Source organism: Salinimonas marina (assembly GCF_015644725.1).
Classification (GTDB): Bacteria; Pseudomonadota; Gammaproteobacteria; order Enterobacterales; family Alteromonadaceae; genus Alteromonas.
Genome location: NZ_CP064795.1, coordinates 381,151 through 405,903, shown reverse-complemented (window position 1 = coordinate 405,903; position 24,753 = coordinate 381,151). Strand labels below are relative to the sequence as shown.

29 protein-coding genes are annotated in these 24,753 nt (G+C 47.0%); 1 reads left to right on the top strand and 28 read right to left on the bottom strand.

Annotated features, from left to right (window positions below; all coding sequences use genetic code 11):
* Positions 1-9 precede the first annotated feature (9 nt).
* From wecC to IT774_RS01795, 5 genes are all read right to left on the bottom strand, one after another.
* Positions 10-1,221: a UDP-N-acetyl-D-mannosamine dehydrogenase gene (wecC, locus tag IT774_RS01815; RefSeq protein ID WP_195812176.1), complete on the bottom strand. Its 1,212-nt coding sequence runs from the start codon at positions 1,219-1,221 to the stop codon at positions 10-12.
* Positions 1,217-2,347: a non-hydrolyzing UDP-N-acetylglucosamine 2-epimerase gene (gene wecB, locus IT774_RS01810; RefSeq protein WP_195811096.1), complete on the bottom strand. Its 1,131-nt coding sequence runs from the start codon at positions 2,345-2,347 to the stop codon at positions 1,217-1,219. Before wecB ends, wecC begins: the two co-directional genes overlap by 5 nt.
* Positions 2,344-2,673, bottom strand: a complete 330-nt coding sequence (locus tag IT774_RS01805; RefSeq protein WP_195811095.1) for a hypothetical protein — start codon at positions 2,671-2,673, stop codon at positions 2,344-2,346. Before IT774_RS01805 ends, wecB begins: the two co-directional genes overlap by 4 nt.
* A gap of 97 nt (positions 2,674-2,770) precedes the next feature.
* On the bottom strand, positions 2,771-4,306 hold the full coding sequence (locus tag IT774_RS01800) for a hypothetical protein (RefSeq protein WP_195811094.1): 1,536 nt from the start codon (positions 4,304-4,306) through the stop codon (positions 2,771-2,773).
* Positions 4,307-4,321: 15 nt separating this feature from the next.
* Complete coding sequence (locus tag IT774_RS01795; protein WP_195811093.1) at positions 4,322-5,497, bottom strand: hypothetical protein; 1,176 nt, start codon at positions 5,495-5,497, stop codon at positions 4,322-4,324.
* Between the two features lie 483 nt (positions 5,498-5,980).
* Here IT774_RS01795 and IT774_RS01790 point away from each other — a divergent pair, with 483 nt between their 5' ends.
* Positions 5,981-7,006 (top strand): hypothetical protein, encoded by a 1,026-nt coding sequence (locus tag IT774_RS01790; protein WP_195811092.1) that lies wholly within the window; start codon positions 5,981-5,983, stop codon positions 7,004-7,006.
* A gap of 64 nt (positions 7,007-7,070) precedes the next feature.
* Here IT774_RS01790 and rplQ read toward each other — a convergent pair whose 3' ends face one another.
* The 23 genes from rplQ to IT774_RS01675 form a co-directional block, all read right to left on the bottom strand.
* Positions 7,071-7,469, bottom strand: a complete 399-nt coding sequence (gene rplQ, locus IT774_RS01785; RefSeq protein WP_195811091.1) for a 50S ribosomal protein L17 — start codon at positions 7,467-7,469, stop codon at positions 7,071-7,073.
* A 41-nt stretch (positions 7,470-7,510) separates the two neighbouring features.
* Entirely contained in the window at positions 7,511-8,500 is a 990-nt protein-coding gene (locus IT774_RS01780; protein ID WP_195812175.1) for a DNA-directed RNA polymerase subunit alpha, read from the bottom strand.
* 19 nt (positions 8,501-8,519) lie between these two features.
* A complete protein-coding gene (gene rpsD, locus IT774_RS01775; protein WP_195811090.1) occupies positions 8,520-9,140 on the bottom strand; it encodes a 30S ribosomal protein S4 in 621 nt (206 codons plus the stop codon).
* 24 nt (positions 9,141-9,164) lie between these two features.
* A complete protein-coding gene (rpsK, locus tag IT774_RS01770; protein ID WP_195811089.1) occupies positions 9,165-9,557 on the bottom strand; it encodes a 30S ribosomal protein S11 in 393 nt (130 codons plus the stop codon).
* 16 nt (positions 9,558-9,573) lie between these two features.
* Positions 9,574-9,930: a 30S ribosomal protein S13 gene (rpsM, locus tag IT774_RS01765; protein ID WP_195811088.1), complete on the bottom strand. Its 357-nt coding sequence runs from the start codon at positions 9,928-9,930 to the stop codon at positions 9,574-9,576.
* 163 nt (positions 9,931-10,093) lie between these two features.
* Positions 10,094-10,207 (bottom strand): 50S ribosomal protein L36, encoded by a 114-nt coding sequence (rpmJ, locus tag IT774_RS01760; RefSeq protein ID WP_195811087.1) that lies wholly within the window; start codon positions 10,205-10,207, stop codon positions 10,094-10,096.
* A 25-nt stretch (positions 10,208-10,232) separates the two neighbouring features.
* Complete coding sequence (gene secY / locus IT774_RS01755; protein WP_195811086.1) at positions 10,233-11,552, bottom strand: preprotein translocase subunit SecY; 1,320 nt, start codon at positions 11,550-11,552, stop codon at positions 10,233-10,235.
* 5 nt (positions 11,553-11,557) lie between these two features.
* Positions 11,558-11,992, bottom strand: a complete 435-nt coding sequence (rplO, locus tag IT774_RS01750; protein ID WP_195811085.1) for a 50S ribosomal protein L15 — start codon at positions 11,990-11,992, stop codon at positions 11,558-11,560.
* A gap of 3 nt (positions 11,993-11,995) precedes the next feature.
* Positions 11,996-12,175, bottom strand: a complete 180-nt coding sequence (gene rpmD / locus IT774_RS01745) for a 50S ribosomal protein L30 (RefSeq protein ID WP_195811084.1) — start codon at positions 12,173-12,175, stop codon at positions 11,996-11,998.
* A 6-nt stretch (positions 12,176-12,181) separates the two neighbouring features.
* Entirely contained in the window at positions 12,182-12,682 is a 501-nt protein-coding gene (gene rpsE / locus IT774_RS01740; RefSeq protein ID WP_195811083.1) for a 30S ribosomal protein S5, read from the bottom strand.
* A 9-nt stretch (positions 12,683-12,691) separates the two neighbouring features.
* Positions 12,692-13,045, bottom strand: a complete 354-nt coding sequence (gene rplR, locus IT774_RS01735) for a 50S ribosomal protein L18 (RefSeq protein WP_195811082.1) — start codon at positions 13,043-13,045, stop codon at positions 12,692-12,694.
* Positions 13,046-13,057: 12 nt separating this feature from the next.
* Positions 13,058-13,591: a 50S ribosomal protein L6 gene (gene rplF, locus IT774_RS01730; RefSeq protein WP_195811081.1), complete on the bottom strand. Its 534-nt coding sequence runs from the start codon at positions 13,589-13,591 to the stop codon at positions 13,058-13,060.
* A gap of 14 nt (positions 13,592-13,605) precedes the next feature.
* Positions 13,606-13,998: a 30S ribosomal protein S8 gene (gene rpsH / locus IT774_RS01725; protein WP_195811080.1), complete on the bottom strand. Its 393-nt coding sequence runs from the start codon at positions 13,996-13,998 to the stop codon at positions 13,606-13,608.
* Positions 13,999-14,011: 13 nt separating this feature from the next.
* The gene (gene rpsN / locus IT774_RS01720) at positions 14,012-14,317 is read right to left on the bottom strand and encodes a 30S ribosomal protein S14 (RefSeq protein WP_195811079.1); all 306 of its coding nucleotides are present in this window, start codon (positions 14,315-14,317) and stop codon (positions 14,012-14,014) included.
* Between the two features lie 13 nt (positions 14,318-14,330).
* Entirely contained in the window at positions 14,331-14,870 is a 540-nt protein-coding gene (rplE, locus tag IT774_RS01715) for a 50S ribosomal protein L5 (protein ID WP_195811078.1), read from the bottom strand.
* A 16-nt stretch (positions 14,871-14,886) separates the two neighbouring features.
* The gene (gene rplX / locus IT774_RS01710) at positions 14,887-15,201 is read right to left on the bottom strand and encodes a 50S ribosomal protein L24 (protein ID WP_195811077.1); all 315 of its coding nucleotides are present in this window, start codon (positions 15,199-15,201) and stop codon (positions 14,887-14,889) included.
* A 12-nt stretch (positions 15,202-15,213) separates the two neighbouring features.
* Positions 15,214-15,582, bottom strand: a complete 369-nt coding sequence (gene rplN / locus IT774_RS01705; RefSeq protein WP_108568760.1) for a 50S ribosomal protein L14 — start codon at positions 15,580-15,582, stop codon at positions 15,214-15,216.
* Between the two features lie 195 nt (positions 15,583-15,777).
* A complete protein-coding gene (locus tag IT774_RS01700) occupies positions 15,778-17,874 on the bottom strand; it encodes a GAF domain-containing hybrid sensor histidine kinase/response regulator (protein ID WP_195811076.1) in 2,097 nt (698 codons plus the stop codon).
* 300 nt (positions 17,875-18,174) lie between these two features.
* On the bottom strand, positions 18,175-19,836 hold the full coding sequence (locus IT774_RS01695) for a S8 family serine peptidase (RefSeq protein ID WP_195811075.1): 1,662 nt from the start codon (positions 19,834-19,836) through the stop codon (positions 18,175-18,177).
* 485 nt (positions 19,837-20,321) lie between these two features.
* Positions 20,322-21,062, bottom strand: coding sequence for a 23S rRNA (guanosine(2251)-2'-O)-methyltransferase RlmB (gene rlmB / locus IT774_RS01690; RefSeq protein ID WP_195811074.1), 741 nt, complete (start codon positions 21,060-21,062; stop codon positions 20,322-20,324).
* Entirely contained in the window at positions 21,063-23,387 is a 2,325-nt protein-coding gene (gene rnr, locus IT774_RS01685) for a ribonuclease R (RefSeq protein ID WP_195811073.1), read from the bottom strand. It lies immediately after the preceding gene.
* Between the two features lie 189 nt (positions 23,388-23,576).
* Complete coding sequence (locus tag IT774_RS01680; RefSeq protein WP_195811072.1) at positions 23,577-24,191, bottom strand: tetratricopeptide repeat protein; 615 nt, start codon at positions 24,189-24,191, stop codon at positions 23,577-23,579.
* Between the two features lie 121 nt (positions 24,192-24,312).
* Positions 24,313-24,558: a TIGR02647 family protein gene (locus IT774_RS01675; protein ID WP_195811071.1), complete on the bottom strand. Its 246-nt coding sequence runs from the start codon at positions 24,556-24,558 to the stop codon at positions 24,313-24,315.
* Between the last annotated feature and the right edge of the window lie 195 nt (positions 24,559-24,753).

Sequence of the window (24,753 nt, the reverse complement as noted above, 5' to 3'; positions counted from 1 at the left end):
GATGGTTGTTTATTTAAACAGACCGGCAAAATCAATGGTTTTGTTACTAACCGCGTGTGATTTGAATTCTTTATGAGCGACCAGATAAACCAGTAAATCTGCATTATCGGCTTCTTCTTCTGAAACGCACTTCAGGCCTTTAAATGCCTCGATATTAGGTTCTACAGCCACTACATTGCCGTATTCATTCAACTGCTGGGTGATATAAAGAGCCGGTGATTCGCGTAAATCGTCAATGTCAGGCTTAAACGCTAAGCCCATACAAGCAATCAAGGGTGCCCTTCCCTGCTCATTTTTAAATTGCAGAGCCGCGTTTTTGACCTTTTCAATGACCCATTCTGATTTGTAATCATTGGTACGACGGGCCTGCTCCACCATTTTTGCTTTGCCATTGGCAGAGTTCACAATAAACCAGGGATCTACAGAGATGCAATGACCGCCCACACCACAACCTGGCTGCAACACATTCACCCGGGGATGGTGGTTAGCCAGCTTTATTAGCTCATAAACATCGATGCCTTCGTCATCGCACAACATTGATAATTCATTGGCAAAAGCGATATTTACATCACGAAATGCATTTTCTGTCAGCTTTGCCATTTCAGCTGTTTTGGAGGTGGTTTCCAGCACTTCACCATCAACAAAGGTGCGATAGAAATCAGCCGCAGCTCTTGTTGATTTATCATCAATACCACCGACTACGCGGTCGTTTTCGATAAGCTCGCGCATGATATGACCGGGCAATACACGCTCTGGTGAATGTGCGACATGAATTTCAGATAAGTCGACACCTGCCGCTTTTAATTCTTCGGCCATCATTACTGTGGTTCCCACCGGCGAGGTAGACTCAAGCAGAACCAAATTTCCGGGCTTAACATAAGGGGCAATAGCCTTTGTAGCACTTTTCACATAATCAAGATTAGGTACCGGCGAGTTAGTCACCGGGTTAAGCTGATCGTGATGAAAAGGCGTGGGTACCGCTACCAAAAAAACGTCTGCTTCAGTAGGCTCAAGGTGAGCTGATAGCATGCCGCTGTTGACCGCCGAGTGAACAAAGGTATCCAGTTCAGGTTCTACAATATGGATTTTGCCTTGATTGATTGTGTCAATTGCGCTCTTGTTTACATCTACACCATGCACGCGAAAACCACGGTTTGCCAGCAATGCTGCGGTCGGTAAACCGATATAGCCCATACCGACCACACAGACTGTTTTATTAATTTCCACTTGAATTCTCCATTAGAACATCAATAATTCTTTTGCATGCTTTGCCGTCGCCGTACGGATTGTGGGCAAAACTCATTTCTTTATAAGCAGAATCATCAGTGAGTAGTGTTGCCAGGTTTTGAGTGATTACATCCACATTGGTACCAACCAGCTTAACAGTTCCTGCATCAACCGCTTCCGGGCGTTCTGTTGTGTCCCGCATCACCAGTACCGGTTTGCCCAAAGAGGGGGCTTCTTCCTGAATCCCCCCGGAGTCGGTAAGTATGATGTAGGCTCTGTTCATCAGATAGACAAAGGGAAGATAATCCTGTGGCTCGATAAGGGTTATGTTGTCAATGCCTTTAAGTAATCGATTTACCGGCTCCTGGACATTTGGATTCAAATGGACTGGGTATACAATCTGACAATCGGGAAATTGCTCTGCTGTATTGGCCAAGGCCTGGCAAATACGCTCGAAGCCTCCTCCAAAACTTTCCCGGCGGTGCCCGGTAACCAAAATAAGTTTATTGTCCGGCTGAATGAAGCTGAATCGGTCTGCCATTTCTGCATTCACTGCCTCATCACTTTCGAACCTGGCGCTTACCTTTAATAAGGCATCAATAACCGTATTACCGGTTACCGTGATATTAGCCTCTGGCACCGCTTCATCGAGCAGATTCTGGCGGGAGGTATCTGTAGGCGCAAAATGGTAGGTGGTAATAGCACCTGTCAATTTTCGATTCGCCTCTTCTGGCCAGGGTGAATAGATATTTCCTGTTCTTAATCCAGCTTCCACATGGCCCACAGCAATTTGCTGATAGTACGCAGCCAGGCTTGTGGCAAACGTCGTGGCTGTATCACCGTGTACTAACACCACATCAGGCTGGAACTCAGCCAACACGGGTTTTATCCCCTGCAAAATGTTTGTGGTTACATCGGTAAGATCCTGACCTGGTTTCATGATATCCAGGTCATACTCAGGTTTTAAACTGAAAAGCTCCAGCACCTGATCTAACATTTCACGGTGTTGAGCTGTCACGCATACTCTGGCATCTATACCATCGGTCTTTGCCAGTTCAATCGCCAGAGGTGCCATTTTTATCGCTTCTGGCCGCGTGCCAAATACAGTTAATATTTTCATTTCTTTTCGCTATCCATTTTCTCAAAACGCAAGTTTTGCAGTTCGGTATAATACTTTTCAACCAGTGCCTGTGTTTGGGTCAGTTGCGCTTCCAATGCGCTTTTATCAATATCAGCACTTACGGGTAAAGGAGGTATCATTTGTGCCTGTTCGGTTTCATTATTTGTTTCAGCCTGACGTTTTTCACACAACCAAATGCTCGCCTTTACCAGGTGCATTCCTAATTTAACACCCGCATGCTCGTAGGCGGCTTGCGCTTCTTCATATTTGCCACTGGCAAATAATTTGTTAGCACGTTTCGTATAAGATTCTGAGCTTGTATTCATAATAATTCCTGGCTACCGGCCGTTTAGATGTTCGGAGTGCTGGCTTGAGTACACTGATGCGCAGCGTTTTTAAACCTAACTCTTGTGTTCAGTACCATTATCTCGCTACCTTCACTATGGCTGCCCCTCTGCCCGTATGAAACTCTTTGTGTTCAACGTGTATTTTGCGACGTGCAGCCTCTTCCTTCCAACCGGCTAATACTTCTTGCTCACTATTTCGTTTGCTGTCGTCAAGGAAAAAAGTCAGTGTGTGATTTTTAAAGCAATCCAGTAACAGCGGAAATGCCGCATAGCGAACATCTGCGTCAGAAGGGGCCACATCCGGTCCATCAACAATCACAAGAATATCTAGCACTTTGTCTGTGAGACTTTGGCTAAGTTCGTTCAGCTTTTGCCTGCAGTCATAAAATGTACCTGAAGATGCTTCACACAGACGATATTCGGTTGTAGCAAGTGGCGTACAGTAAAGCTCTACGTACTCATCAAGGTTATTACTGCCTAACAAACTGTGCGTTTTATTCAAAATAGCTTCAGACTGTTCAAAAGCAACGATTTTGCTTGTTGAATGACTCTTCGCCTTTACTGTCCCAGCAGCTACCAAAGTGCTAATACCGCTGCCGAATTCAATAATCAGATCAAAATTTTCGTCATGCATCAATGACGCGAGCTGTAACAGATTACCTGCGCTCATTGTATAGGGAGAATGCGGCAACAGTGAATCGCTGAGACCAGTGAGCTTCTGCAGCTCAATCGCAGCGAGTGATGTTTCTTCGATGTCACGGGTGCACTTGGTCACATGTTGCCCAAGTGCATTGGCGATTTCCACACTTTCCGACCTTTGTTTTTGCAGCAATGACGATAGTTTTGCTTCAATTTGAAACAATGACGCTTGTTCGCTTAATGCGCTTTTGAGTTCACTGTTTTCTGCTGTCAGTGAGCTAACCTTGGATTCAAGTTCCTGTGCTTGTTTCTTACGACTGGCAAACCAGGAATACACTTCTTTATATTTGTTTTGTTGTTCTTCAACCTGGCTTTGCAAATCAATGATCAGGGCTTTATCTGCACTATATGTAAATCTCAGCAACGGAATGTCCGGATCATTGTTAACCGTTTCGGTTAAAACAAATGCGAATTGCTCTAGCTTATCGATAAGTAGGGACGCCGGAGTAGCATCTTCATATAAAGGTTTTACCCCAAGACGAAGATAAATCTCACTGAAGCAGTTTAACTGATTTTTCTTTTGTAGCTTTTCGACTACCTCTCCTGCAATACAGGGCAAATCGATAATGAGCACGTTGCCACGACCGTCAAGCCTGGCAGCATCTAAAACATCCTCGACACTGACAACATCAATATCCCGCGCCTCTTCTGTTTCGATACCGGGAAATATATCGTTAAGGCCGGTAGGTTGTTTTATCGAAGAAAAATCACCAAAGCTTTGCTGAAGCAATGGCTGCTGCTTCCCATCCAGGGTTATTAATTTTTTAATTACCTGTAGGTTGTCAAAAGCATGCCATTTAGCTGTGTTTATGATCTCTGACCGCGCTTCCACTAAAATAACGTCGTTAAATTTGGCAAAGTCAACCGCAGGCTCGAGCAGTTCACCCGCCCCTAGCCATAATAACTTGTTCATTGCTAATGTTTCCATTTATGAGTGGGCGACAGGAGCAGATGAAATCGTGCGACCTTCTTTTCTGCCAAACTTGATGTAATGAATAAGTGGATTAATATTTTCTTTTGCCACATCAGAATAACGCTTCAGATAGTCACGTCCATTGAAGCGCTGGGATGGGTAACGTCCCTCTTCAGCACCACTCGTTAAATAGTGTTCAGCAGGGTCGAGCCCAGCCTCAGCGACATCTGTATAGGTCTTCAGATACCAGTCTGCATCAAATAAATCACTGGTTTTTAGCAAATTAAGATCTAATAAATATTCCTGCTTTTTAGAAGATTTGCTACCGAATGACTTGAGAAGCTTGTCTATCTTTACAGACAGCTTTATAAGGCTGGACTGTTTTAGCACACGAGCCTGTGCTAACTCCGTTCTTATCTCATTAGCTGAGTTTTGATTTTCGGTTAGTTTTCTTTTCGCCTGTTTAAGCTCATTTTTTAATGACTTGATCGATGTCTTTTTTTCGTTATTCCATTGCTGCAATGAGGTATGTTTGTCATACAGCTTCTCATACGCCTCCAGCACACCTTGTAGTTGTGCAGTAACAACTTGGTTTTCTTCAGAAAGGTGGGATATATCAGTTTCGGTCTGGCTGTACTGATCCAGAATAATGCTGGCATCGATGGCGAATACGCTTTTATCTTCAGGAATTGAAAATGAGGCAACCAATTGTTGGTTGAGCTTAGAAAGCGAAGAAGAGCTTTCTATCATATGCAAAGCTACAACGCGCTCAAGCCTGCTACAATGGTTCTCATCTGAAATACTTTGCAATGATATCAAATTAGCATTGAACTCTTTCTTTAACTGCCCTGTATAGATAGATGAGTCAGCGACCAACTTTATCTGCTGGCGTTTTTGCGTCTGGACCCTAAGTAAACCTTCAACAGTTTGTTTAATAACGTCAAGCGCATTAGAAGGTTCTGAATGGAGCAATGTTGCTAATTGGCGCTCCATTGAGCTTACAACTACAATAACTTTTGCATTTGGGTATTGATCACAAAAAGATAGTAGTGCTTCCGGGGATACCGGTATACTGACATGAGCAGTATTTTTTCCGGCAGCTTCTTCCAGGGTTTCCACCCAGGCAACCGAAGACTGCTCTTTAAATGACTGCCAGTACTTCGACTCGTCCACTGAACATACTACTAACATTTTCAACTCCACTAATTACGCGTTAGCCCCAGCCAATGCCAGGAGGGGGATCCTACCAGAAAATAGAAGCGACTATAATAACCCTTCGCTGAAGTATAAAGAATGCTAGCTTTAATACCTCAGATGTGAAAAAAGATAAGACGCCAAGCGCAAACCACTACTTCGGTGATTTAGGTTGCAGTACTATAGCTTTGCGTTAAATGGTTTCAAAGCGAGGGTTATCTGAATAGTGCTAAATTTTATGCGATTTTTAACAACATGAAAAGCGCTCCATATCACTAATATCGGGAACCTATATAACTGATCTGCGGTACTAACTCAGTTCCTGGTAACTTCCTACCCAAAAAATAGAGCCTCTTTAGCGTCTGGCGCACACTCCATCAAACGCTGCCTGGATGAGTAAAACAAAGCAAAGCGTGCCTACTTAAATTCCTTAAAATTTTGTACAATCAATTCATTTAGTTATTTGCTTGAGTTGTCAAAATGAAAAAAGTTCTTTTACACATAGGGACAGGGAAGACGGGTAGCAGTTCAATACAAAAAACCTTATCACGCAATCGCGCTACATTGAAAAGTTTGGGTATCAGTTACCCTAAGTATGGGCATCCCACTAACCATGAAGAGCTCAATATTCCCATAAAAGGCGATAAAGGGCCCCGCGCCATCAGAGAACGGTTCAAGCGAGAAGAAGAAGATTTTGAGTCATATCGACAACGATTGCTCGAGGAGTTTCTCGGCCACCTGAATAGTAACCCTGACTCTATTATTTCTGCAGAACACCTGTACACGTTGAATCAGGAGCGTATTAACTTTCTCAAGCAGCAATTTGAAAGATGTGGGATAGAACGCGTGAAGGTAGTTATCTATTTGCGCGAGCCCGTTTCACTTTACAAGTCGCAGCTTCAACAAAAACTTAAAGCCTCATCGCAGACTATCACTCCCGGTAAATGGAAATATCGATTCTCTGCAGTAATAGAACGCTGGATGAATAGTTTTGAAGATGTAGAGGTGAGGGAGTTTGATCGGGGTGAACTTTTTAACCAGGATGTAATGGATGACTTTCTTCAGATAAGCGCTCGCTTCTTCGAGCAGCCAACACTTGCTAATATTAAAAAAAGTAAGTCGACCAATGAATCTTATTCTTTAGAACAGATGTATCTTCTCCAACAATTTAGGAAGACCCTATTGTCAGACAAAGAAGATGTCTTTATGGCATCTTCAGGTGCGCTTATGCGCAACTTCCATACAATGGGAGATGAATCATTGACTCCTGCCGTATTAAAGGATGAAGTTGCTGAGGTGATCCGCTACCAAACAACTGGTGAAGTTACCAGACTTCGTGAAATGCTGGGAAACCAGTTATTCAAAAATTTTGAACCTGTAACAGCAAAACCCAAATATAATTTTGAGAATGTAAGCAGCGTACTCGATCTTTTCCAAACAACCGAAAATACCGAATACGAAACTCTTCAGTTGGCGATAAAAATAATCGAACGGAACCTGAATTAATATTCTACAAAACAAAAAAACCCGGCCGAAGCCGGGTTTCTTATAAGAATTTGCTTAATTAAGCTTATTCTTCTGTCGCGTCTGCTTCTTCAGAAACTTCTTCAACAGGGCGGTCTACTAGCTCAACAAACGCCATTGGGGCGCTGTCGCCTGCACGGTAACCACATTTAAGAATGCGTGTGTAACCGCCTGGGCGGGCCTCATAACGAGGACCTAAGTCATTGAACAGTTTACCTACCACTTCTTTATCACCAGTGCGTGCAAAGGCCAGACGGCGGTTTGCTACACTGTCTTGCTTAGCAAGTGTGATTAGTGGCTCAATTACGCGACGTAATTCTTTCGCTTTGGGTAACGTCGTTTTGATCACTTCGTGCTTGACCAAAGAGCCGGCCATGTTTTTGAACATGGCTTGACGATGGCTGCTGTTGCGATTCAACTGACGACCACTCTTACGATGGCGCATAGTTTTATCCTTCTCTACAAATCAGTTTGATAAAAACCTGATTAATCTTTGTCAGCGATGCTCTCTGGTGGCCAGTTTTCAAGGCGCATGCCCAGAGATAGACCACGAGAGGCTAACACGTCTTTGATTTCAGTTAGCGATTTCTTACCAAGGTTTGGCGTTTTCAGAAGCTCAACCTCAGTACGCTGAACCAGGTCACCAATATACTGGATAGCTTCCGCTTTCAAACAGTTTGCAGAACGTACTGTCAGCTCCAGGTCATCTACAGGACGAAGTAGAATCGGATCGAACTCCGGCTTCTCTTCTTTCTGTACAGGCTCTGATACATCACGCAGGTCAACAAAGGCATCCAGTTGTTCAGCCAGAATAGTGGCAGAACGGCGGATCGCTTCTTCAGGATCCAGGGTACCGTTGGTTTCCATGTCAATGATTAGCTTGTCTAAGTCTGTGCGTTGTTCAACACGGGCAGACTCTACAGTGTATGCAATACGTTCAACTGGGCTGAATGAAGCATCGACTAACAAACGACCAATTGGACGATCATCATCTTCTGAGGAGCGACGGGTAGAAGCCGGAACATAACCACGGCCCATTTCTACTTTGATGCGCATGCTGATTTCAGCTTCGCCAGTCAAGGTACAAATGAGGTGATCAGGATTCGTAATTTCTACATCACCATCATGCTGAATATCACCAGCAACAACAGGGCCAGCGCCAGACTTCACTATGGTCAGCGTAGCTTCGTCTTTACCTTCAAGACGAACCGCTAAACCCTTCAGATTTAGCAGGATTTCGATAACGTCTTCTTGAACACCTTCTTTGGTGCTGTACTCGTGTAAAACGCCATCGATTTCTACCTCGGTAACCGCGCACCCTGGCATGGATGACAACAGGATACGACGCAGGGCGTTACCCAGAGTGTGGCCAAAGCCGCGCTCCAGCGGTTCCAAAGTTACTTTGGCACGAGTAGATGAAACGTTTTCGATCTCAACTAATCTCGGTTTTAGGAATTCAGTCACAGAACCCACAATGCTTCCTCTTTAGTTAGCTTTACTTAGAGTAAAGTTCGACGATCAACTGTTCGTTAATTTCAGCAGACAGGTCAGTTCTTTCAGGAACGCGTTTAAACGTGCCTTCCATTTTGGTGCTGTCTACTTCAATCCAGGTTGGCTTCTCACGTTGGTCAGCCAGTTCCAAAGCAGCCACGATACGTGCTTGCTTTTTAGCTTTTTCACGAACAGAAACCACGTCTTCGGCAGAAACGTTATATGATGGAATGTTCACGCAACGACCATTTACCATGATTGCTTTGTGGCTAACCAGCTGACGTGCTTCAGCACGAGTACTGGCGAATCCCATCCGGTATACTACGTTATCCAGACGCTGCTCAAGAAGTTGCAACAGGTTTTCACCGGTGTTGCCTTTGATCCGCGCAGCATCTTTGTAGTAGTTGCGGAATTGTTTTTCCAGAACGCCATACATACGACGAACTTTTTGCTTTTCACGCAGCTGTACACCGTAGTCAGACAAACGGCCACGACGGGCACCGTGCTGACCAGGCGCAGTATCGATCTTACACTTAGAATCGATTGCGCGAACGCCGCTCTTCAGGAACAGGTCAGTTCCTTCGCGACGGCTAAGTTTGAGTTTTGGACCCAAATATCTTGCCATGTTCTTTCTCCAACTGTCCGTCGATTAAACGCGACGTTTTTTCGGTGGACGACAACCGTTGTGAGGAATAGGGGTCACATCGGTAATGTTTGTGATCTTGTAACCTGTTGCGTTAAGGGCACGGATGGCAGACTCACGGCCTGGACCTGGACCTTTAACGAATACTTCTAGGTTTTTCAGACCGTATTCTTGTGCTGCAACTCCAGCACGCTCTGCCGCTACCTGTGCAGCAAATGGTGTTGATTTACGTGAACCACGGAAACCAGAACCACCTGATGTTGCCCAAGATAGTGCATTACCAGAACGGTCAGTAATAGTCACAATTGTGTTGTTGAAAGACGCATGGATATGAGCCATACCGTCTGCAACCTGACGTTTAGCGCGCTTACGCGTTGTACGATTTGGTGCTTTTGCCATAACTTATACTCCCCGCTTACTTCTTGATTGGCTTACGAGGACCTTTACGGGTGCGCGCATTAGTTTTAGTGCGCTGACCACGTAGAGGCAAGCTACGACGGTGGCGAATACCACGGAAGCAACCCAGGTCCATCAGACGTTTGATGCTCATCGATACTTCACGACGCAGATCACCTTCAACGGTGAACTTTGCCACTTCTTCACGAAGCTTCTCTACAGTCGCTTCGTCTAGTTCTTTAATCTTTGTTGATTCTGCAACACCAGCATTTTCACAAATCGCTTTAGCGCGAGTTGATCCAACACCGTAAATCGCTTGAAGCGCGATTACAGTATGCTTGTGCTCAGGAATGTTAATGCCAGCGATACGGGCCATTAACAGCACTCCTCTAGTATTTTATGTCGACAGCCTAAAAAGCCCGATAGGATACTTATCCATCGACAAAATTGCAACATAAGGTTCATTTAACCGCAATAGACTAAGCTGAACCAGATTGGTTCAGCTTAAAATCAATGGGTCAAATGTACCGCGTATTTGATTAACCCTGCCTTTGCTTATGCTTAGGCTCTGTACAAATCACCCGCACAACACTGTTGCGCTTGATGACTTTACAGTTACGGCAAATCTTCTTTACTGATGCACGAACTTTCATTACATCACTCCGTAGTTCACTAATCTTAGCGGCCGTAGCCTTTCAGATTAGCTTTCTTCAGAACAGACTCATACTGACTTGACATCAAATGGGTCTGCACCTGCGCCATAAAGTCCATGATGACTACCACAATAATCAGAAGCGACGTCCCACCGAAGTAGAACGGCACATTCCAGGCAATCAACATAAATTCAGGCACTAAACAAATAAAGGTTATGTACAGTGCGCCAGCCAGTGTCAGGCGAGTCATTACCTTATCGATATAACGTGATGTTTGTTCCCCAGGGCGAATGCCGGGGATAAACGCACCAGACTTCTTCAGGTTTTCTGCTGTATCGCGAGGGTTAAACACCAACGCGGTATAGAAGAAGCAGAAGAAGATAATTGCTGCTGCATACAACATCACATACAACGGCTGACCAGGCGAAAGCATTAATGCTACGTCCTGAAGCCAGGCAGTTGATTCATTCTGACCAAACCATCCTGCGATAGTTCCTGGAAACAGAATAATACTGGAAGCAAAGATTGGTGGGATAACCCCAGCCATATTAACCTTCAGTGGTAAATGGGTACTTTGTGCAGCAAATACCTTACGGCCTTGCTGACGTTTCGCATAGTTTACCACAATCCGACGCTGTGCGCGTTCCACGAACACCACCAGATAAATCAAGCCAATAACAATGGCGCCAATCAATAACAGGAACAACAGATTAATGTCACCCTGTCTTGCTTGTTCCGCAGTCTGACCTATCGCTGTTGGCAGACCGGCAACAATACCAGCAAATATCAATATTGAAATACCGTTACCGATACCTCGTTCAGTAATTTGCTCACCCAGCCACATCAGAAACATAGTTCCTGTGACCAAGCTCACTACCGCTGTAAAGTAGAATCCGAAGCCAGGACTTATCACCAATCCATTAATCAGGTTTGGCAGGTTGGTCGCTATTCCAATAGATTGGAAGGTAGCCAGGATCAGCGTTAGATAACGCGTATACTGACTAATTTTACGACGACCCGCCTCGCCTTCTTTTTTAAGCTCCATCATCGGTGGATGAACCACCGTGAGCAACTGCATAATAATGGATGCAGTAATGTATGGCATAATGCCCAAAGCCAGAACGGATGCACGCTCAAGAGCACCACCGGAGAACATGTTGAACATTTCAACGATGGTACCTTTTTGCTGCTCAAAAAGGTCAGCCAGAACCGCAGGATCTATTCCCGGAATAGGGACATAAGACCCTAACCGGAATACTACGATCGCACCGAGTACGAACAGCAATCTTGCCTTAAGCTCACTTAAGCCGCTTTTAGCGCCCGAATCCAATCCTGGTTTAGCCATCTAGCTTATTCCTCTACTTTACCGCCGGCAGTTTCAATCGCTTCACGCGCGCCTTTAGTAACCTTCAACCCGCTAACCGTGACAGCACGTGATACTTCACCGCTCTTGACGACTTTAACAAACTGGATGTGCTTTTTAATAAGCCCAGCAGCTTTTAATGTCTCAACAGAAGCAGTATCACCTTCTACCTTGGCGATTTCATTCAAAGTTACTTGATCAGTAACCATGCCCTTACGGGACGTGAAACCAAATTTAGGCAGACGGCGCTGAATTGGCATCTGACCACCTTCAAATCCTGGCTTCACAGAACCACCTGAACGGCTCTTCTGTCCTTTGTGACCACGGCCACCAGTTTTACCAAGACCTGAACCGATACCACGGCCAACACGCTTAGCTGTGTTTTTCGCTCCAGGTGCAGGAGAAATTTCATTCAAACGCATGTCTTACTCCTCCACAACCTCAACCATGTAATGTACACGGTTGATCATGCCACGAACAGCTGGGGTGTCTTCCAACTCGCGAACATGGTTGATTTTACGAAGACCTAGGCCTTTCAGCGTAGCTCGGTGCTTTGGCAAGCGGCCAATCGCACTTTTAGTTTGCTTTACTTTAATCGTTGCCATGTCTGCTTACCCCAAAATCTCTTCTACTGACAACCCACGCTTGGCAGCGACGCCTGCCGGAGAGTTCATCTCTGTCAGTGCGTTGATCGTTGCGCGAACAACGTTCATTGGGTTAGTCGAGCCGTAACATTTTGAAAGTACGTTTTGTACACCAGCTACTTCAAGTACTGCACGCATCGCACCACCGGCAATGATACCGGTACCTTCAGATGCTGGCTGCATGTAAACTTTCGAGCCAGAGTGACGACCTTTAATAGGGTGTTGCAACGTGTGACCTTTAAGGTCAACAGTCACCATGTTACGGCGAGCCTTTTCCATTGCTTTTTGGATAGCGGCTGGCACTTCACGTGCTTTACCGTAACCAAAACCAACGCGGCCATTGCCGTCACCCACTACCGTCAATGCAGTGAAACTGAAGATTCGACCACCTTTAACCACTTTAGATACGCGGTTTACGGCAATCAATTTTTCTAACAGTTCACCATTTTGAACATCTTGTTTAGCCATTATAAACTCCTAGAACTGAAGGCCAGCTTCGCGAGCTGCATCAGCTAATGCTTTAACACGACCGTGGTACTGGAAACCGCTGCGATCGAAAGCCACTTCTTTAATGCCTTTCTCAAGTGCGCGCTCTGCGATGACCTTACCCACAATGGCCGCTGCTTCAGCATTGCCAGTTGATTTCAGATCTTTTGCAAGATCTTGTTCAACAGTAGAAGCTGCCGCCAATACTTCAGAACCGCTAGGTGCGATTAGCTGAGCATAAATGTGGCGAGGTGTACGGTTTACAACCAAGCGATGCGCGGCCAGTTCACGAATTTTTGCGCGTGCGCGAGTAGCGCGACGCGAGCGAGCTGCTCTTTTATCCATCGTATCACCCACCTACTTTTTCTTAGCTTCTTTACGACGTACATGTTCGTCTGCATAGCGAACACCTTTACCTTTATAAGGCTCTGGTGGACGATACGCGCGAATGTTCGCCGCAACCTGTCCTACCTGCTGCTTATCGGCGCCTTTGACGACGATTTCAGTTTGGCTAGGAGTTTCAACCGTAATGCCTTCAGGCATTTCGTATACAACAGGGTGAGAGAAACCCAGAGTCAGGTTGAGTTTGCTACCTTGTGCCTGCGCACGGTAACCAACACCATTTAACTGTAGTTTTTTCTCAAAACCTTGTGTAACACCTTGAATCATAGTGTTCAGAAGCGCACGTACAGTACCTGCTTGTGCCCAGGCGTTAGCAAAACCTTCGCGAGGTAGTGCTTTCAACTGGTTGTCTTCCTGAACAACTTCAACAGCATTGTTGAAGCTATTTACCAAAGTGCCATTCTTACCTTTAATGGTAACGTCCTGACCAGAGATAGATACTTCTACACCTGATACAACGTCGACCGGGGCTTTTGCTACTCGTGACATATCAACTCCTCCGATTACGCAACATAACCGATGATCTCACCGCCCATGCCTGCTTTACGCGCAGCACGATCAGTCATCACACCTTTAGAAGTCGACACGATAGCTACGCCTAGACCACCCATTACCTTTGGCAGCTCATCTTTTTTCTTATAGATGCGCAGACCAGGACGGCTAACACGTTCAATTGTGTCAATTACTTGCTTGCCTTCGAAGTACTTTAAAGTTACTTCCAAAACAGGCTTAACGTCACCAGATGCAGCGAAGTCAGTGATATAACCTTCAGCTTTCAACACGCCACAAATAGCAACGCGTACTTTTGAAGAAGGCATAGTCACAGAAACTTTCTGTGCCATTTGGCCGTTACGGATGCGGGTAAACATATCCGCGATAGGATCTTGCATGCTCATTATCAGCTACTCCTTACCAGCTGGCTTTTTTCAAGCCAGGGACTTCACCGCGCATCGCTGCTTCACGCAGCTTGATACGGCTAAGACCGAATTTGCGTAGGTAACCATGTGGACGACCAGTGATACGACAACGGTTATGTTGACGTACTTTGGCTGAATCACGTGGCAGTTGTTGTAGCTTCAGAACAGCGTCCCAGCGCTCTTCTTCAGAAGCGTTAACATCGCTGATAGTTGCTTTAAGTGCGGCACGTTTTTCAGCGTACTTAGCTACAAGCTTAGCGCGCTTTGCTTCACGAGCCTTCATTGATTCTTTTGCCATAACCCTACACCCCTTACTTTTTGAATGGGAAGTTGAACGCGTCCAGCAGAGCACGTGCTTCTTCATTAGATTCCGCACTGGTAGTGATAGTAATGTCCATACCACGTACCTTATCAACTTTATCAAAGTCGATTTCAGGGAAAATAATTTGTTCACGCACGCCCATGCTGTAGTTACCACGACCGTCGAATGATTTAGGATTCAGACCACGGAAGTCGCGGATACGCGGGATAGCGATTGAAATCAAACGCTCTAAGAATTCCCACATACGCTCGCCACGTAGGGTTACTTTACAGCCAATCGGATAACCTTCACGGATTTTGAAGCCCGCTACTGATTTTCTGGCAACTGTGACAATAGGCTTCTGACCAGCGATAGACGCCATGTCAGACTGAGCATTCTCAAGTACCTTTTTGTCAGCAACTGCTTCACCAAGACCCATGTTCAAGGTGATTTTTTCAATCCGAGGGACTTGCATGACGCTTTTGTATCCGAACTGCTTAGCAAGTTCAGCTACTACTGTTTCTTTATAGAAATCATGCAGTTTCGCCATCGTACTCTCCAATTAATTAAACAAGTTCGCCGTTAGACTTGAAGAAACGAACTTTCTTCTCATCTTCAAAACGGAAACCAACGCGATCTGCTTTGCCCGTTGCCGGGTTAACAATCGCTACATTAGAAACGTGAATAGATGCTTCCTTTTCAATAATACCGCCAGGCTGACCCGCTTGAGGGTTAGGCTTTTGGTGTTTCTTGGTCAGGTTTACACCTTCTACAACTAAACGGTTATCAGCAATAAGCACTTTCAGGACTTTGCCTGTTTTGCCTTTGTCTTTACCCGCTAATACGACTACTTCATCATCACGACGAATTTTGTTAGCCATTATCGTGACTCCTTATAGTACCTCTGGGGCCAATGAGATGATTTTCATGAAGTTATCACTTCTCAACTCACGGGTTACCGGTCCAAAGATACGCGTACCAATTGGTTGCTTGTTGGTATTCAACAATACAGCCGCGTTATTATCGAAACGGATGGTAGAACCATCTGCACGACGAACGCCTTTTCTAGTACGCACCACCACTGCGTTCAGTACGTCACCTTTTTTTACTTTACCGCGAGGAATTGCTTCCTTGACGGTAACTTTGATGATGTCACCGATACCTGCATAACGGCGATGCGAGCCACCAAGAACCTTAATACACTGAACCCTGCGAGCGCCGCTGTTATCTGCAACGTCCAGGTTAGTTTGCATTTGGATCATGTTAGTGCTCCGCTAATAAATGAAAACTCTTTCGAGTCGATTACGCTGCTAAAAACAACAAACTTTGTTGTTTTTATGTACATACCCCCATAAAAAGGGCGCGAAATGATAACAGATAAGATAGGTCAGCGATAGGCTAAATTTGAATTATTTTTAGACGATCGTGGATGCCGCCCTTAATGGCGTTAAAGGGCATTAAACTCCGTTATCTTCAGCCTGATAGGCGCCGATAAGATAACGTCTGATACATTTTCCAAGCTGTTCTACACTCACCGGTTTGGTCAGATAGTCGTTCATCCCGGCCAGTACACATTTTTCCCGCTCGCCGGCTAAAGCATTGGCTGTCAGTGCAATAATCGGCACCGTCAGCGCATCTCCGCCCAGTTTGCGAATAGCAGCAGTTGCTTCGTAGCCGTCCATAATGGGCATCTGACAGTCCATCAGAATAAGATCATACACTTGTTCTGAGGCCTGGCTGCGGATAAATTGCTCCACGGCTTCGCTGCCATTTTGAACAAGATCGGCGCCAATGCCAAGCTCTTTCAGCTGTTCTGAGATAACTAGTTGATTTATCTCGTTATCCTCTACAACCAATAGGCGTCGTCCAGCCACCATTTCGGCGGTTAACTGATTAGCATCATCAAAATAACCATCCTGAGTGGCCGGGGTGATATCTTGAGAGGCTTGCTGCAGCTGTAAGGCCACGATAAAGGTCGCGCCCTCCCCCGGCTTGCTTTTCACCCGAATGCCGCCGCCCATGTGCTCGGCAATCTGCGCCACAATCGACAACCCTAAACCAGTGCCCCCAAAACGACGGGTGGTGGCGCTGTCGCCTTGCTGAAACGGCGAAAATATGGCGGCCTGACGTTCTGGTTCGATGCCTATGCCGGAGTCCTGCACAATCAGCTGCACCAGAAATTTACCATTGCTTTGCTCCAGCGCACGGGTTTTCACACTCACCTGGCCCTGGGCCGTGAATTTTACCGCGTTATTAATCAGGTTGGTCAGAATCTGTTTCACCCTGACCGGATCGGCCATAAACAAGTGTTCGTCGGTGGCCTGGGTGTCTACCATCAGCTCTATGCCTTTATCCAGGGCAATATGCTCAAACACCCGTTGCTGTTCATGGATCAGGGCGCTGATATCCACCGGAACCTGTTCCAGACTGATTTGGCCCGAATCGATTTTTGAGAAATCCAGAATATCGTTAATAAGCCCTAACAAGGTATTGGCACTGCTGCGCGCTACCTTGCAATATTCCTGCTGCTGGGTATCCATGGTGGTTTTAGACAAGGCATCCAGCATTCCCATCACCCCGTTAATGGGGGTGCGGATCTCATGGCTCATGTTTGCCAGAAATATACTGCGCGACTGCAGTGCCTGCTCGGCCACCCGTTTTTTTTGTTCCAGCTCTTTGGCGGCAATGACCCGATTGGTAATATCCTGGGTGGCGCCGATGACTTTATCGGCCTGGCCGTTGCGATAAGTTGCTTTACTTTGGGCCTGGACCCAGAACCGGCGGCCGGTAAAACTCTCGACCTCTATTTCAAGCGAAAATTCTTCGCCGGTTTCCATCATCTTGAAAAAGCGTTCTCTGGCTTCTTCACGTTTGTGGTCATCGACAATAAATTTAAACGCCTGATCGGTGGAAACCTTATAACCTGGTGGTAAGTCGTACATCTGGCGCAAAGGCTCTGACCAGAACATCTCATCCTGAACCACGTCATATTCCCAGGACCCCACCCCCGCCAGTTGCGCCATCTGGTCAAATAACTGACTCTGATGCGCCAGTTGTTGCTGCTGTACCTGCAAGCCATCAATAAACTGTTTGCGAGAAAATTCGGCGCCAACCCACTCGGCCAGCAGCATCATCTCATCCTGAGCTAAAAGGGAAAATGGCTGGGTGGGTGTGTGACCAAAAAATGCAATGGTGCCGTATTGCCGGGCATCCACCATCAAAGGAACCGCGATATATCGCCCAAACCCCAGCTGCTTAAAACAAGGATGCTGCGGACCCGGGTACTCCTGGGTATTGTGGTAGGCCACCACTTCGCGCCGGTTGATGGTCTCCAGACAATAGCTTTGTTCTAAGGGCAGTAAATCACCTTTGGTAAACGGGCCTCGCGGGGAAAACACCGCCAGCACCTCAAAAGCGTCGATATGTTTGCGGGTGATAACCCCCAGATCCATATCCAGTGCGTCACAGCCTATTTCTAACAACCGGTCTATTTTTTCGTCAAACGACTGTAAGACATCAGAAGATACTTCGTTTAATTTTTTTAAGATATCCATGGCGTCTCTGTATAGTGACATCAGTCGGGGCGTACTAAAGGCCCTTTGTCTGAACTGGCAAACCAGTCCTGAGTGTAGTAAATAGTTTGCCATCTCAAAATGGTACTTTGCATAACACGGTGTTGAAAAGCAATAGCATAATGAAGGCGCGCTACTGACCGCTGTCATTACTCTATTGCTTTTTTAGCGGCTTCGCTACCAAACTCTGTGTTTCTGCATTTATTATTTTATGCAGTACTGCTTGCGGTTTCCCCACAAAAAAGGCCGCATAAAGCGGCCTTACAGGTTTAGCGATTGATCTTACTCGTACGAGTAATTCATGGTCACACCAGAATAGGTGCTGTAAGCACGAATGCCGATATGCCAGGTTCCTTCAGAAGGATTGGTAAACGTACAAATCTCGCTGTTCCCATTTTTATAGGGGCGACAGTCGTAGCTAAAGGTTGAAGGCTGAGCGCCAAAGCGAACATACAAATCAGCATCGCCAGATCCACCTGAGGTCTCAATTGTCATAGAACTGACCCCGGCTGGGATATCCCAGGTGTACCGTTTCCAGTTACCGGTGGTGGCAGAAATGTTGTTCACTTCACCGGATACCGGATCCACACCGCCTGGAGGTGGTGGTGGTGGTGGTGGTGGTGTACCGCCACTACAGCCATTAGCATTCAGGTAATCTACCGCATCCGATACCTTAACAATACCGTGTCCGTAATAGTTATCACGGCCCGCAGCACCCCGATCCTGTGCTGTCGCATTTAGCGCTGAACGAATCTCTGTATTGCTACATTGCGGGAAATAACTCCACACCAGCGCGGCTGCACCTGCCACATGGGGAGTGGCCATTGACGTGCCGCTCAACGTCGCATAAGTATTGGTTGGGTAGGTAGAGTAAACTGACGAGCCAGGGGCCGCAATTTCTACCTGAGAGTTATATTGTGAATAGCTGGCATGGTTTGAATTGGAGTCAACCGCTGCCACCGATACCACGGCATCATACGAAGCCGGATAGGATTTCACACTATTGCCGTCGTTACCGGCAGCGGCCACCAGTAAGATTCCATCATCTTCGAAGCCCTGCATAGCAGCTGCTTCTGCGGACGAAGAGCCACCGCCACCCAGGCTCATATTCACAACATTTGAACCCGCATCTTTACACTGCTGAATGCCATCAATGATGTCAGAGGCATAGGTCCAGTTACCATTGTCGTCAAAGATTTTCACAATGTGCATATCTACGCCAGGATAAACCCCAACTACACCCTGGGTATTATCGTAGGCTGCAATCGTACCTGCAACGTGGGTGCCGTGGCCGTTACCATCGTTATACCAGTTTCCTACTGAGCCATTATTCGCTACGCCAGACACACCGCCATTGCTGTCGGGCAAGTCCGGATGTCCAAGATTGTAACCAGTATCAATAATACAAACGGTGCGGGCACCGGTATCACTTTGGGCAAACTGACTGGCCTGAACCATATCAATACCGTATGGCGTCGTTTGGGCCATCAGACGGCGACGTGGATCGGCAGAGATGCTCGCGATGTTAGGGTTTTTACGCAGCTTATTAAGCTGCCCCTTGTTCATGGAAGCGGCCACCATTTTGTGCTTACCTAAAACTTTATGAGTTTTGGCACCCACTGAGCGAAGGATGTTTTTTGCAGCAATAGCATCAAAAGCCTGGTCCGCAGCATTACCATTGGGACCCTTATTTTGCTTTTGCTGGCCTTTTAAGGCCGCAGGACCGGTGTTTTTGAAGGTAACGATGTAACGGTCTTCATCATTTGCCAGTACCAGGCGATCGCTTAATACATTTTTTAGCAGTCCGGCCGGAGCCGACTGTTGTGTTTCCTTGGTGACCTCTACCGGGCCATTTGTCATTGCGGCACTTACTGACATGCTTAGTGTTGTTATTGATGCTAATAGTGCTGCTTTACCGCAAAATGTGCGTTGTTTCTTCAACATTTGTTATTTCCTGTCTTCGTTGTGTTTTATCGGCTTCCTTTCTCCCTCGCTCTTCATTGTAGCGTTACTGTCGGGGTTACTATTAAGATAAGCAGCGCAGTTTGTTTTTCGTTATTCGGGAAAAGAGGCGCTTTCCTTATCCTCTACCCGCGAGACTAAAAACCATCTACTGAATATCTGATACGGGCAAAAAACCCGAATGCCTCATACTACAAACTCACTTACATGAGTCTGTATGAGTTGCTATTCCATGTTATCTAAATTGATACCTAAAATAACTGGATGAGCCAGGGTTCATCAACTATTTCCGGCACCTAACTAGATAACACGCTTATCAACTCACGCTGAATTATTGAATTGTCACTCACATCAAAATATCAGCGTTGTACTAACCTAATGAGATTTGTACAGAAATAAAACAATTTGAAAAGATTAAGATAGGAGGCCTCTGTCAACATTTGTTCACTAACAGAGGCAATAGCAGATTATTGCTGGCGTTGACGGACCACTTCGTATAAACAAACGCCCGTCGCCACAGAAACATTCAGGCTGGAAACAGAGCCGGCCATGGGTAATTTAACCAGCTCATCGCAGGTTTCCCGGGTGAGGCGACGCATACCCTTGCCTTCAGCCCCCATTACCAGTGCCATAGGACCATCCAGGCGGGTATCATACAAGGTTTGGGTCGTTTCCCCGGCCGTGCCGATAATCCACACGCCGGCTTCCTGCAATGTTTTTAAGGTTCTGGCCAGATTGGTGACCTGTACCAACGGCATGGTTTCGGCAGCGCCACAGGCAACCTTGCTGACCGTGCCACTTAAGCTGGCAGATTTGTCTTTGGGTACTATTACCGCATCCACCCCGGCCGCATCGGCCGTACGCAAACACGCACCAAGATTGTGCGGATCGGTAACGCCATCCAGCACCAGCAAAAACGGCTTATCGGCGCGTTCCACGATTACCGCCAGATCATTTTCGTCCAGCGCGCGGGCCGGTTTCGCCCTGGCTACCACACCCTGATGCTGACTGCCGCCCACTTTTTCGTCCAGAACTTTACGATGACAAAACTGAACGCTGACACCAAAGCGACGCGCCTGATTAATAATCTCGCCGAGCCGCTCATCGGTCCGGCCCTTTAACACCATCAGTTCCAGTATGCGTTCTGGTTCACGTTCTAATACCGCCTGCAAGGCATGCAGGCCAAATAACCATTCTTGCTGGGCCATTTATTTTTTCTTACCTCTTGCTGGTGCCGGTTTACCGGTTTTTTTACTATCTGTTCGTGACCTGCCTTTGGGCTTGTCTTTTGGCTTGTCTTTGCGTGACCCACGGCCGGATTCCCGAACCTTTACCTTTTTACCGCTACGATTACGCAGCATGGCAGCATCCAGTACCAAATCAATTTTACGCTCATCCAGATTAACCGCCGCGACTTTTACCATTATGGTATCGCCCAAACGGAACTGACGAGCGCCGGTTTCGCCAATCAGCATTTGTTTGACATCATCATAGCGATAGTAGTCGTCTTCAAGCGAGGTAATGTGCACCAGGCCATCGATGTGGTATTCGGTCAGGCGCACAAACAAGCCAAAGTTGGTGACAGAGCTCACCACACCTTCGAACGTATCGCCGACATGATCCTGCATAAACTCACATTTTAACCAGTCGGCCACATCCCGGGTGGCATCATCGGCGCGGCGTTCCGTCATGGAACACTGCTCACCCAGCTGCGACACCTCTTCTTCGGTGTAGCTTTTTGCCCCCGACACTTTTTCGCGGTACGGCGCTTTGGCCAGAATACCTTTAATCGCGCGATGCACGACTAAGTCTGGATAGCGACGAATGGGCGAGGTGAAATGCGCATACTGCCCCAAGGCCAGACCAAAGTGGCCGATATTTTCGCCATCGTAAATTGCCTGCTTCATCGAGCGCAGCAACATGGTCTGAATCAGTTCCTGGTCGGGCCGATTGCGGGTTTTTAATACCACATCGGTAAAGTCAGCCGGGGTGGCATCTTCGGTAATGCGATGGGGCACACCCACTTCGCTCAGGTAAGAGGTAAAGGAGGTAAGGCGGTCGGCATCAGGCTTATCATGTACCCTGAATAAGGTAGACGCATCATGCTCTTCGAGCATCTGGGCAGCACTGACGTTGGCCATGATCATGCACTCTTCGATCATTTTGTGGGCATCATTACGCACCACCGGCACAATATTTTCAATTTTGCGCTGGGCATTGAAAACAAATTTGCTTTCCTGAGTTTCAAACTCAATGGCGCCGCGTCCGGCCCGGGCTTTTTTCAGTGTCCGGTACAGGGCATGTAGATTGCGCAGATGCGGAACCTGCTCTTCATAGCGCTGATTCAGATCTTTATCACCCTGAAGAATTTTCCAAACCTTGTTGTAGGTCAGACGGGCATGGGAATTCATCACCGCTTCGTAAAACTGAAAGCTATCCAGTTTACCTTCTGCCGTGATAGTCATCTCACACACCATGCACAGCCGATCAACCTGCGGATTCAGCGAGCACAGGCCATTGGATAGCGCTTCGGGAAGCATCGGGATAACCTGTTCAGGGAAATATACTGAGTTGCCCCGGTTTATCGCTTCGCTGTCCAGGGCCGTACCCGGACGGACATAATGACTGACATCGGCAATGGCGACCCACAACTGAAAACCACCCTCTTCGAGCGGTTCACAGAATACCGCATCATCAAAATCACGGGCATCTTCACCATCGATGGTTACCAGCGGCAGCTGACGTAAATCTATGCGATCGTGCTTGGCGTCTTCGGGCACCGCTTCGGTTAACCGGCTAATGGAGCGATCGACCCCTTCAGGCCACTGGTGGGGAATATCGAACGAGCGCAGCGCCATTTCAATTTCCATGCCCGGGGCCATATGCTCGCCCAGAATTTCGGTGATTTTGCCTACCGGACTTACCCGGCGACGGGGGCGTTGGGTGAGTTCAACCACTACCACCTGCCCCATCCGGGCACCATTAACCTGCTCTGGCGGAATCACAATTTCATGATTGATGCGGCTGTCATCCGGCACCACTACAGCCATATTCTGTTCGGTGAAAAAGCGCCCGACAATGGGCTCCGAGCGCGGCTCAACCACCGCGACTATGTAGGCTTCTTTGCGACCTTTACGATCGGTACCACTGACCCGGGCATCGACAACGTCATCATGCAAAAATAATTGCATCTGGCCGCCACTGATATACATATCGCCACTGCGATCTTCAGGCCGGAAAAAACCAAAGCCATCCCGGTGGCCAATGATTTTACCACGGATAAGGTCTGCCTTATCCATGATGGCGTAGCGCTTATTTTTGGTAAATTGCAGTTGACCTTCACGCTCCATGGCTCGTAAACGGCGCTGGATGCCGATACGGTTATCTTCTTCCGTGGCGTCCACTGCTGCGCATACTTCCAGAAAAGACATTGGTTTACCATGGGCCTGTATTATCGATAACAGATATTCACGGCTGGCTACCGGGTTTTCGTATTTTTCCTGTTCGCGCTTGTAATGGGGATCGTCACTCATGCAGTTGGTCTTTTACCTGTGGTTAATTTATACAAATGTTTCATAACGCCAGTATAACAGCTACTAACTGTAAAATATGGTTATATTAACAGCAGACAACATTTGTGCGTCTAAGTAATTTTCATATTGCTGGTTTTTACTGCACAGAAAAATGCTTAGATCGGTTTTTTCAGGTAAAAACCCCGGCGCTTAAAGTGGCTGGCGGGCGCTACGCACTGCTTTGGGATGCATTAGCGATTCAAGGGCCTGCAGATATCCGGCAATTTTTCGGTGGGTGGACTTATCGGCCGTAATCGCATGGTATAACCAGCGATAGGCATCTTCGTAGTCATACGGGCTGCCATGTCCGTCAATAAACAACTCGGCCAGCTGCATTTGGGCCCGCAGATTGCCCAGGGCCGAGGCCTCACGCAAATACACTACCGCACGGGCCTTATCCTGCTGGACCAGGGTGGCATTTTTATAATAGCGTCCCAGTTGTTCCAGCGCTGCCGGCAACCCTTGTTGGGCCGCTTCGCGCATTAAGCGGATGCCGCGGGTCGGATCAGCGTCTATACATACCCCCCAGGCCAGCATATCGCCCCACAAAAACTGAAAAGCGGGTTCCTGGAGCACCTCTGCGTGCGCTTCGATGTCCTGGACCAGCTGACACCGGTCCGCGACCACTTTATCCAGGTGAGTATTGGTGTTGATTAAGCCGATAAGCTGATCCTGCGTATACAACTGTACCGCTTTAAGCTGTTCAGCCTGGGCGTTGACCGCCGGTAATAAGCATAGACTCAAAAATAACCACAGACGCTTCATCGTTGTGTTTCCTGCTATTGATACATTAATACATTACCCTCAAATTATCGGCCGGGCGATGAAAAACTATAGCAGCAAAGCTATGGTTTGCTGTGATTTGTCTATGGCTACCGGGAATACCTCAATTCAGCGTTCGCAACAAGGCGCTATATACCTTGCGGGCGTGATCCGCCACATCAATACCTAAATCGGTCAGATACCCCCCATCAGACTGGGTAATCAAACCTTTGGTATGTAGATTTTGCGCTGCCTGCACCACCGACTGACTGGCATCATGGTGGATTTTGAGGCCCTGCATCAGGCTGTCGGAAGGAAACTTAAGCAATAGATTCAGCTCTTCGGTCATCGATTTATCAAATGTACCCATGGCGCGCTCCTGTTACGGGAAAACAAAGTGGGGTAAGCAACATTTTTTTGTCACGTTGTGTCTATATGACACGCTATCTTTGCTGCTGTCCAGAAAAAACTTTGTGGTCGACCTGATGAAGGCGTGCCCGGGCTGTCATTGCTGTGCTTACCCGGCTTAATGCTATACTGGCGCCATAATTATTGATGACAGAGT

Coding starts and splice junctions, on each gene's coding strand:
- rplN (WP_108568760.1), bottom strand. CDS start 15,582: ATGATCCAAATGCAAACTAACCTGGACGTTGCAGATAACAGCGGCGCT.
- rpmJ (WP_195811087.1), bottom strand. CDS start 10,207: ATGAAAGTTCGTGCATCAGTAAAGAAGATTTGCCGTAACTGTAAAGTC.
- rpsK (WP_195811089.1), bottom strand. CDS start 9,557: ATGGCAAAAGCACCAAATCGTACAACGCGTAAGCGCGCTAAACGTCAG.
- rpsH (WP_195811080.1), bottom strand. CDS start 13,998: ATGAGCATGCAAGATCCTATCGCGGATATGTTTACCCGCATCCGTAAC.
- rplQ (WP_195811091.1), bottom strand. CDS start 7,469: ATGCGCCATCGTAAGAGTGGTCGTCAGTTGAATCGCAACAGCAGCCAT.
- rpsD (WP_195811090.1), bottom strand. CDS start 9,140: ATGGCAAGATATTTGGGTCCAAAACTCAAACTTAGCCGTCGCGAAGGA.
- wecB (WP_195811096.1), bottom strand. CDS start 2,347: ATGAAAATATTAACTGTATTTGGCACGCGGCCAGAAGCGATAAAAATG.
- rpmD (WP_195811084.1), bottom strand. CDS start 12,175: ATGGCAACGATTAAAGTAAAGCAAACTAAAAGTGCGATTGGCCGCTTG.
- rpsN (WP_195811079.1), bottom strand. CDS start 14,317: ATGGCAAAAGAATCAATGAAGGCTCGTGAAGCAAAGCGCGCTAAGCTT.
- IT774_RS01800 (WP_195811094.1), bottom strand. CDS start 4,306: ATGAACAAGTTATTATGGCTAGGGGCGGGTGAACTGCTCGAGCCTGCG.
- rplE (WP_195811078.1), bottom strand. CDS start 14,870: ATGGCGAAACTGCATGATTTCTATAAAGAAACAGTAGTAGCTGAACTT.
- IT774_RS01805 (WP_195811095.1), bottom strand. CDS start 2,673: ATGAATACAAGCTCAGAATCTTATACGAAACGTGCTAACAAATTATTT.
- IT774_RS01675 (WP_195811071.1), bottom strand. CDS start 24,558: ATGGGTACATTTGATAAATCGATGACCGAAGAGCTGAATCTATTGCTT.
- secY (WP_195811086.1), bottom strand. CDS start 11,552: ATGGCTAAACCAGGATTGGATTCGGGCGCTAAAAGCGGCTTAAGTGAG.
- rplX (WP_195811077.1), bottom strand. CDS start 15,201: ATGGCTAACAAAATTCGTCGTGATGATGAAGTAGTCGTATTAGCGGGT.
- rpsE (WP_195811083.1), bottom strand. CDS start 12,682: ATGGCTAAACAAGATGTTCAAAATGGTGAACTGTTAGAAAAATTGATT.
- rplF (WP_195811081.1), bottom strand. CDS start 13,591: ATGTCACGAGTAGCAAAAGCCCCGGTCGACGTTGTATCAGGTGTAGAA.
- IT774_RS01700 (WP_195811076.1), bottom strand. CDS start 17,874: ATGGATATCTTAAAAAAATTAAACGAAGTATCTTCTGATGTCTTACAG.
- rlmB (WP_195811074.1), bottom strand. CDS start 21,062: ATGGCCCAGCAAGAATGGTTATTTGGCCTGCATGCCTTGCAGGCGGTA.
- IT774_RS01695 (WP_195811075.1), bottom strand. CDS start 19,836: ATGTTGAAGAAACAACGCACATTTTGCGGTAAAGCAGCACTATTAGCA.
- IT774_RS01795 (WP_195811093.1), bottom strand. CDS start 5,497: ATGTTAGTAGTATGTTCAGTGGACGAGTCGAAGTACTGGCAGTCATTT.
- IT774_RS01790 (WP_195811092.1), top strand. CDS start 5,981: ATGAAAAAAGTTCTTTTACACATAGGGACAGGGAAGACGGGTAGCAGT.
- IT774_RS01680 (WP_195811072.1), bottom strand. CDS start 24,191: ATGAAGCGTCTGTGGTTATTTTTGAGTCTATGCTTATTACCGGCGGTC.
- rplR (WP_195811082.1), bottom strand. CDS start 13,045: ATGGATAAAAGAGCAGCTCGCTCGCGTCGCGCTACTCGCGCACGCGCA.
- rpsM (WP_195811088.1), bottom strand. CDS start 9,930: ATGGCCCGTATCGCTGGCATTAACATTCCTGAGCACAAGCATACTGTA.
- rplO (WP_195811085.1), bottom strand. CDS start 11,992: ATGCGTTTGAATGAAATTTCTCCTGCACCTGGAGCGAAAAACACAGCT.
- rnr (WP_195811073.1), bottom strand. CDS start 23,387: ATGAGTGACGATCCCCATTACAAGCGCGAACAGGAAAAATACGAAAAC.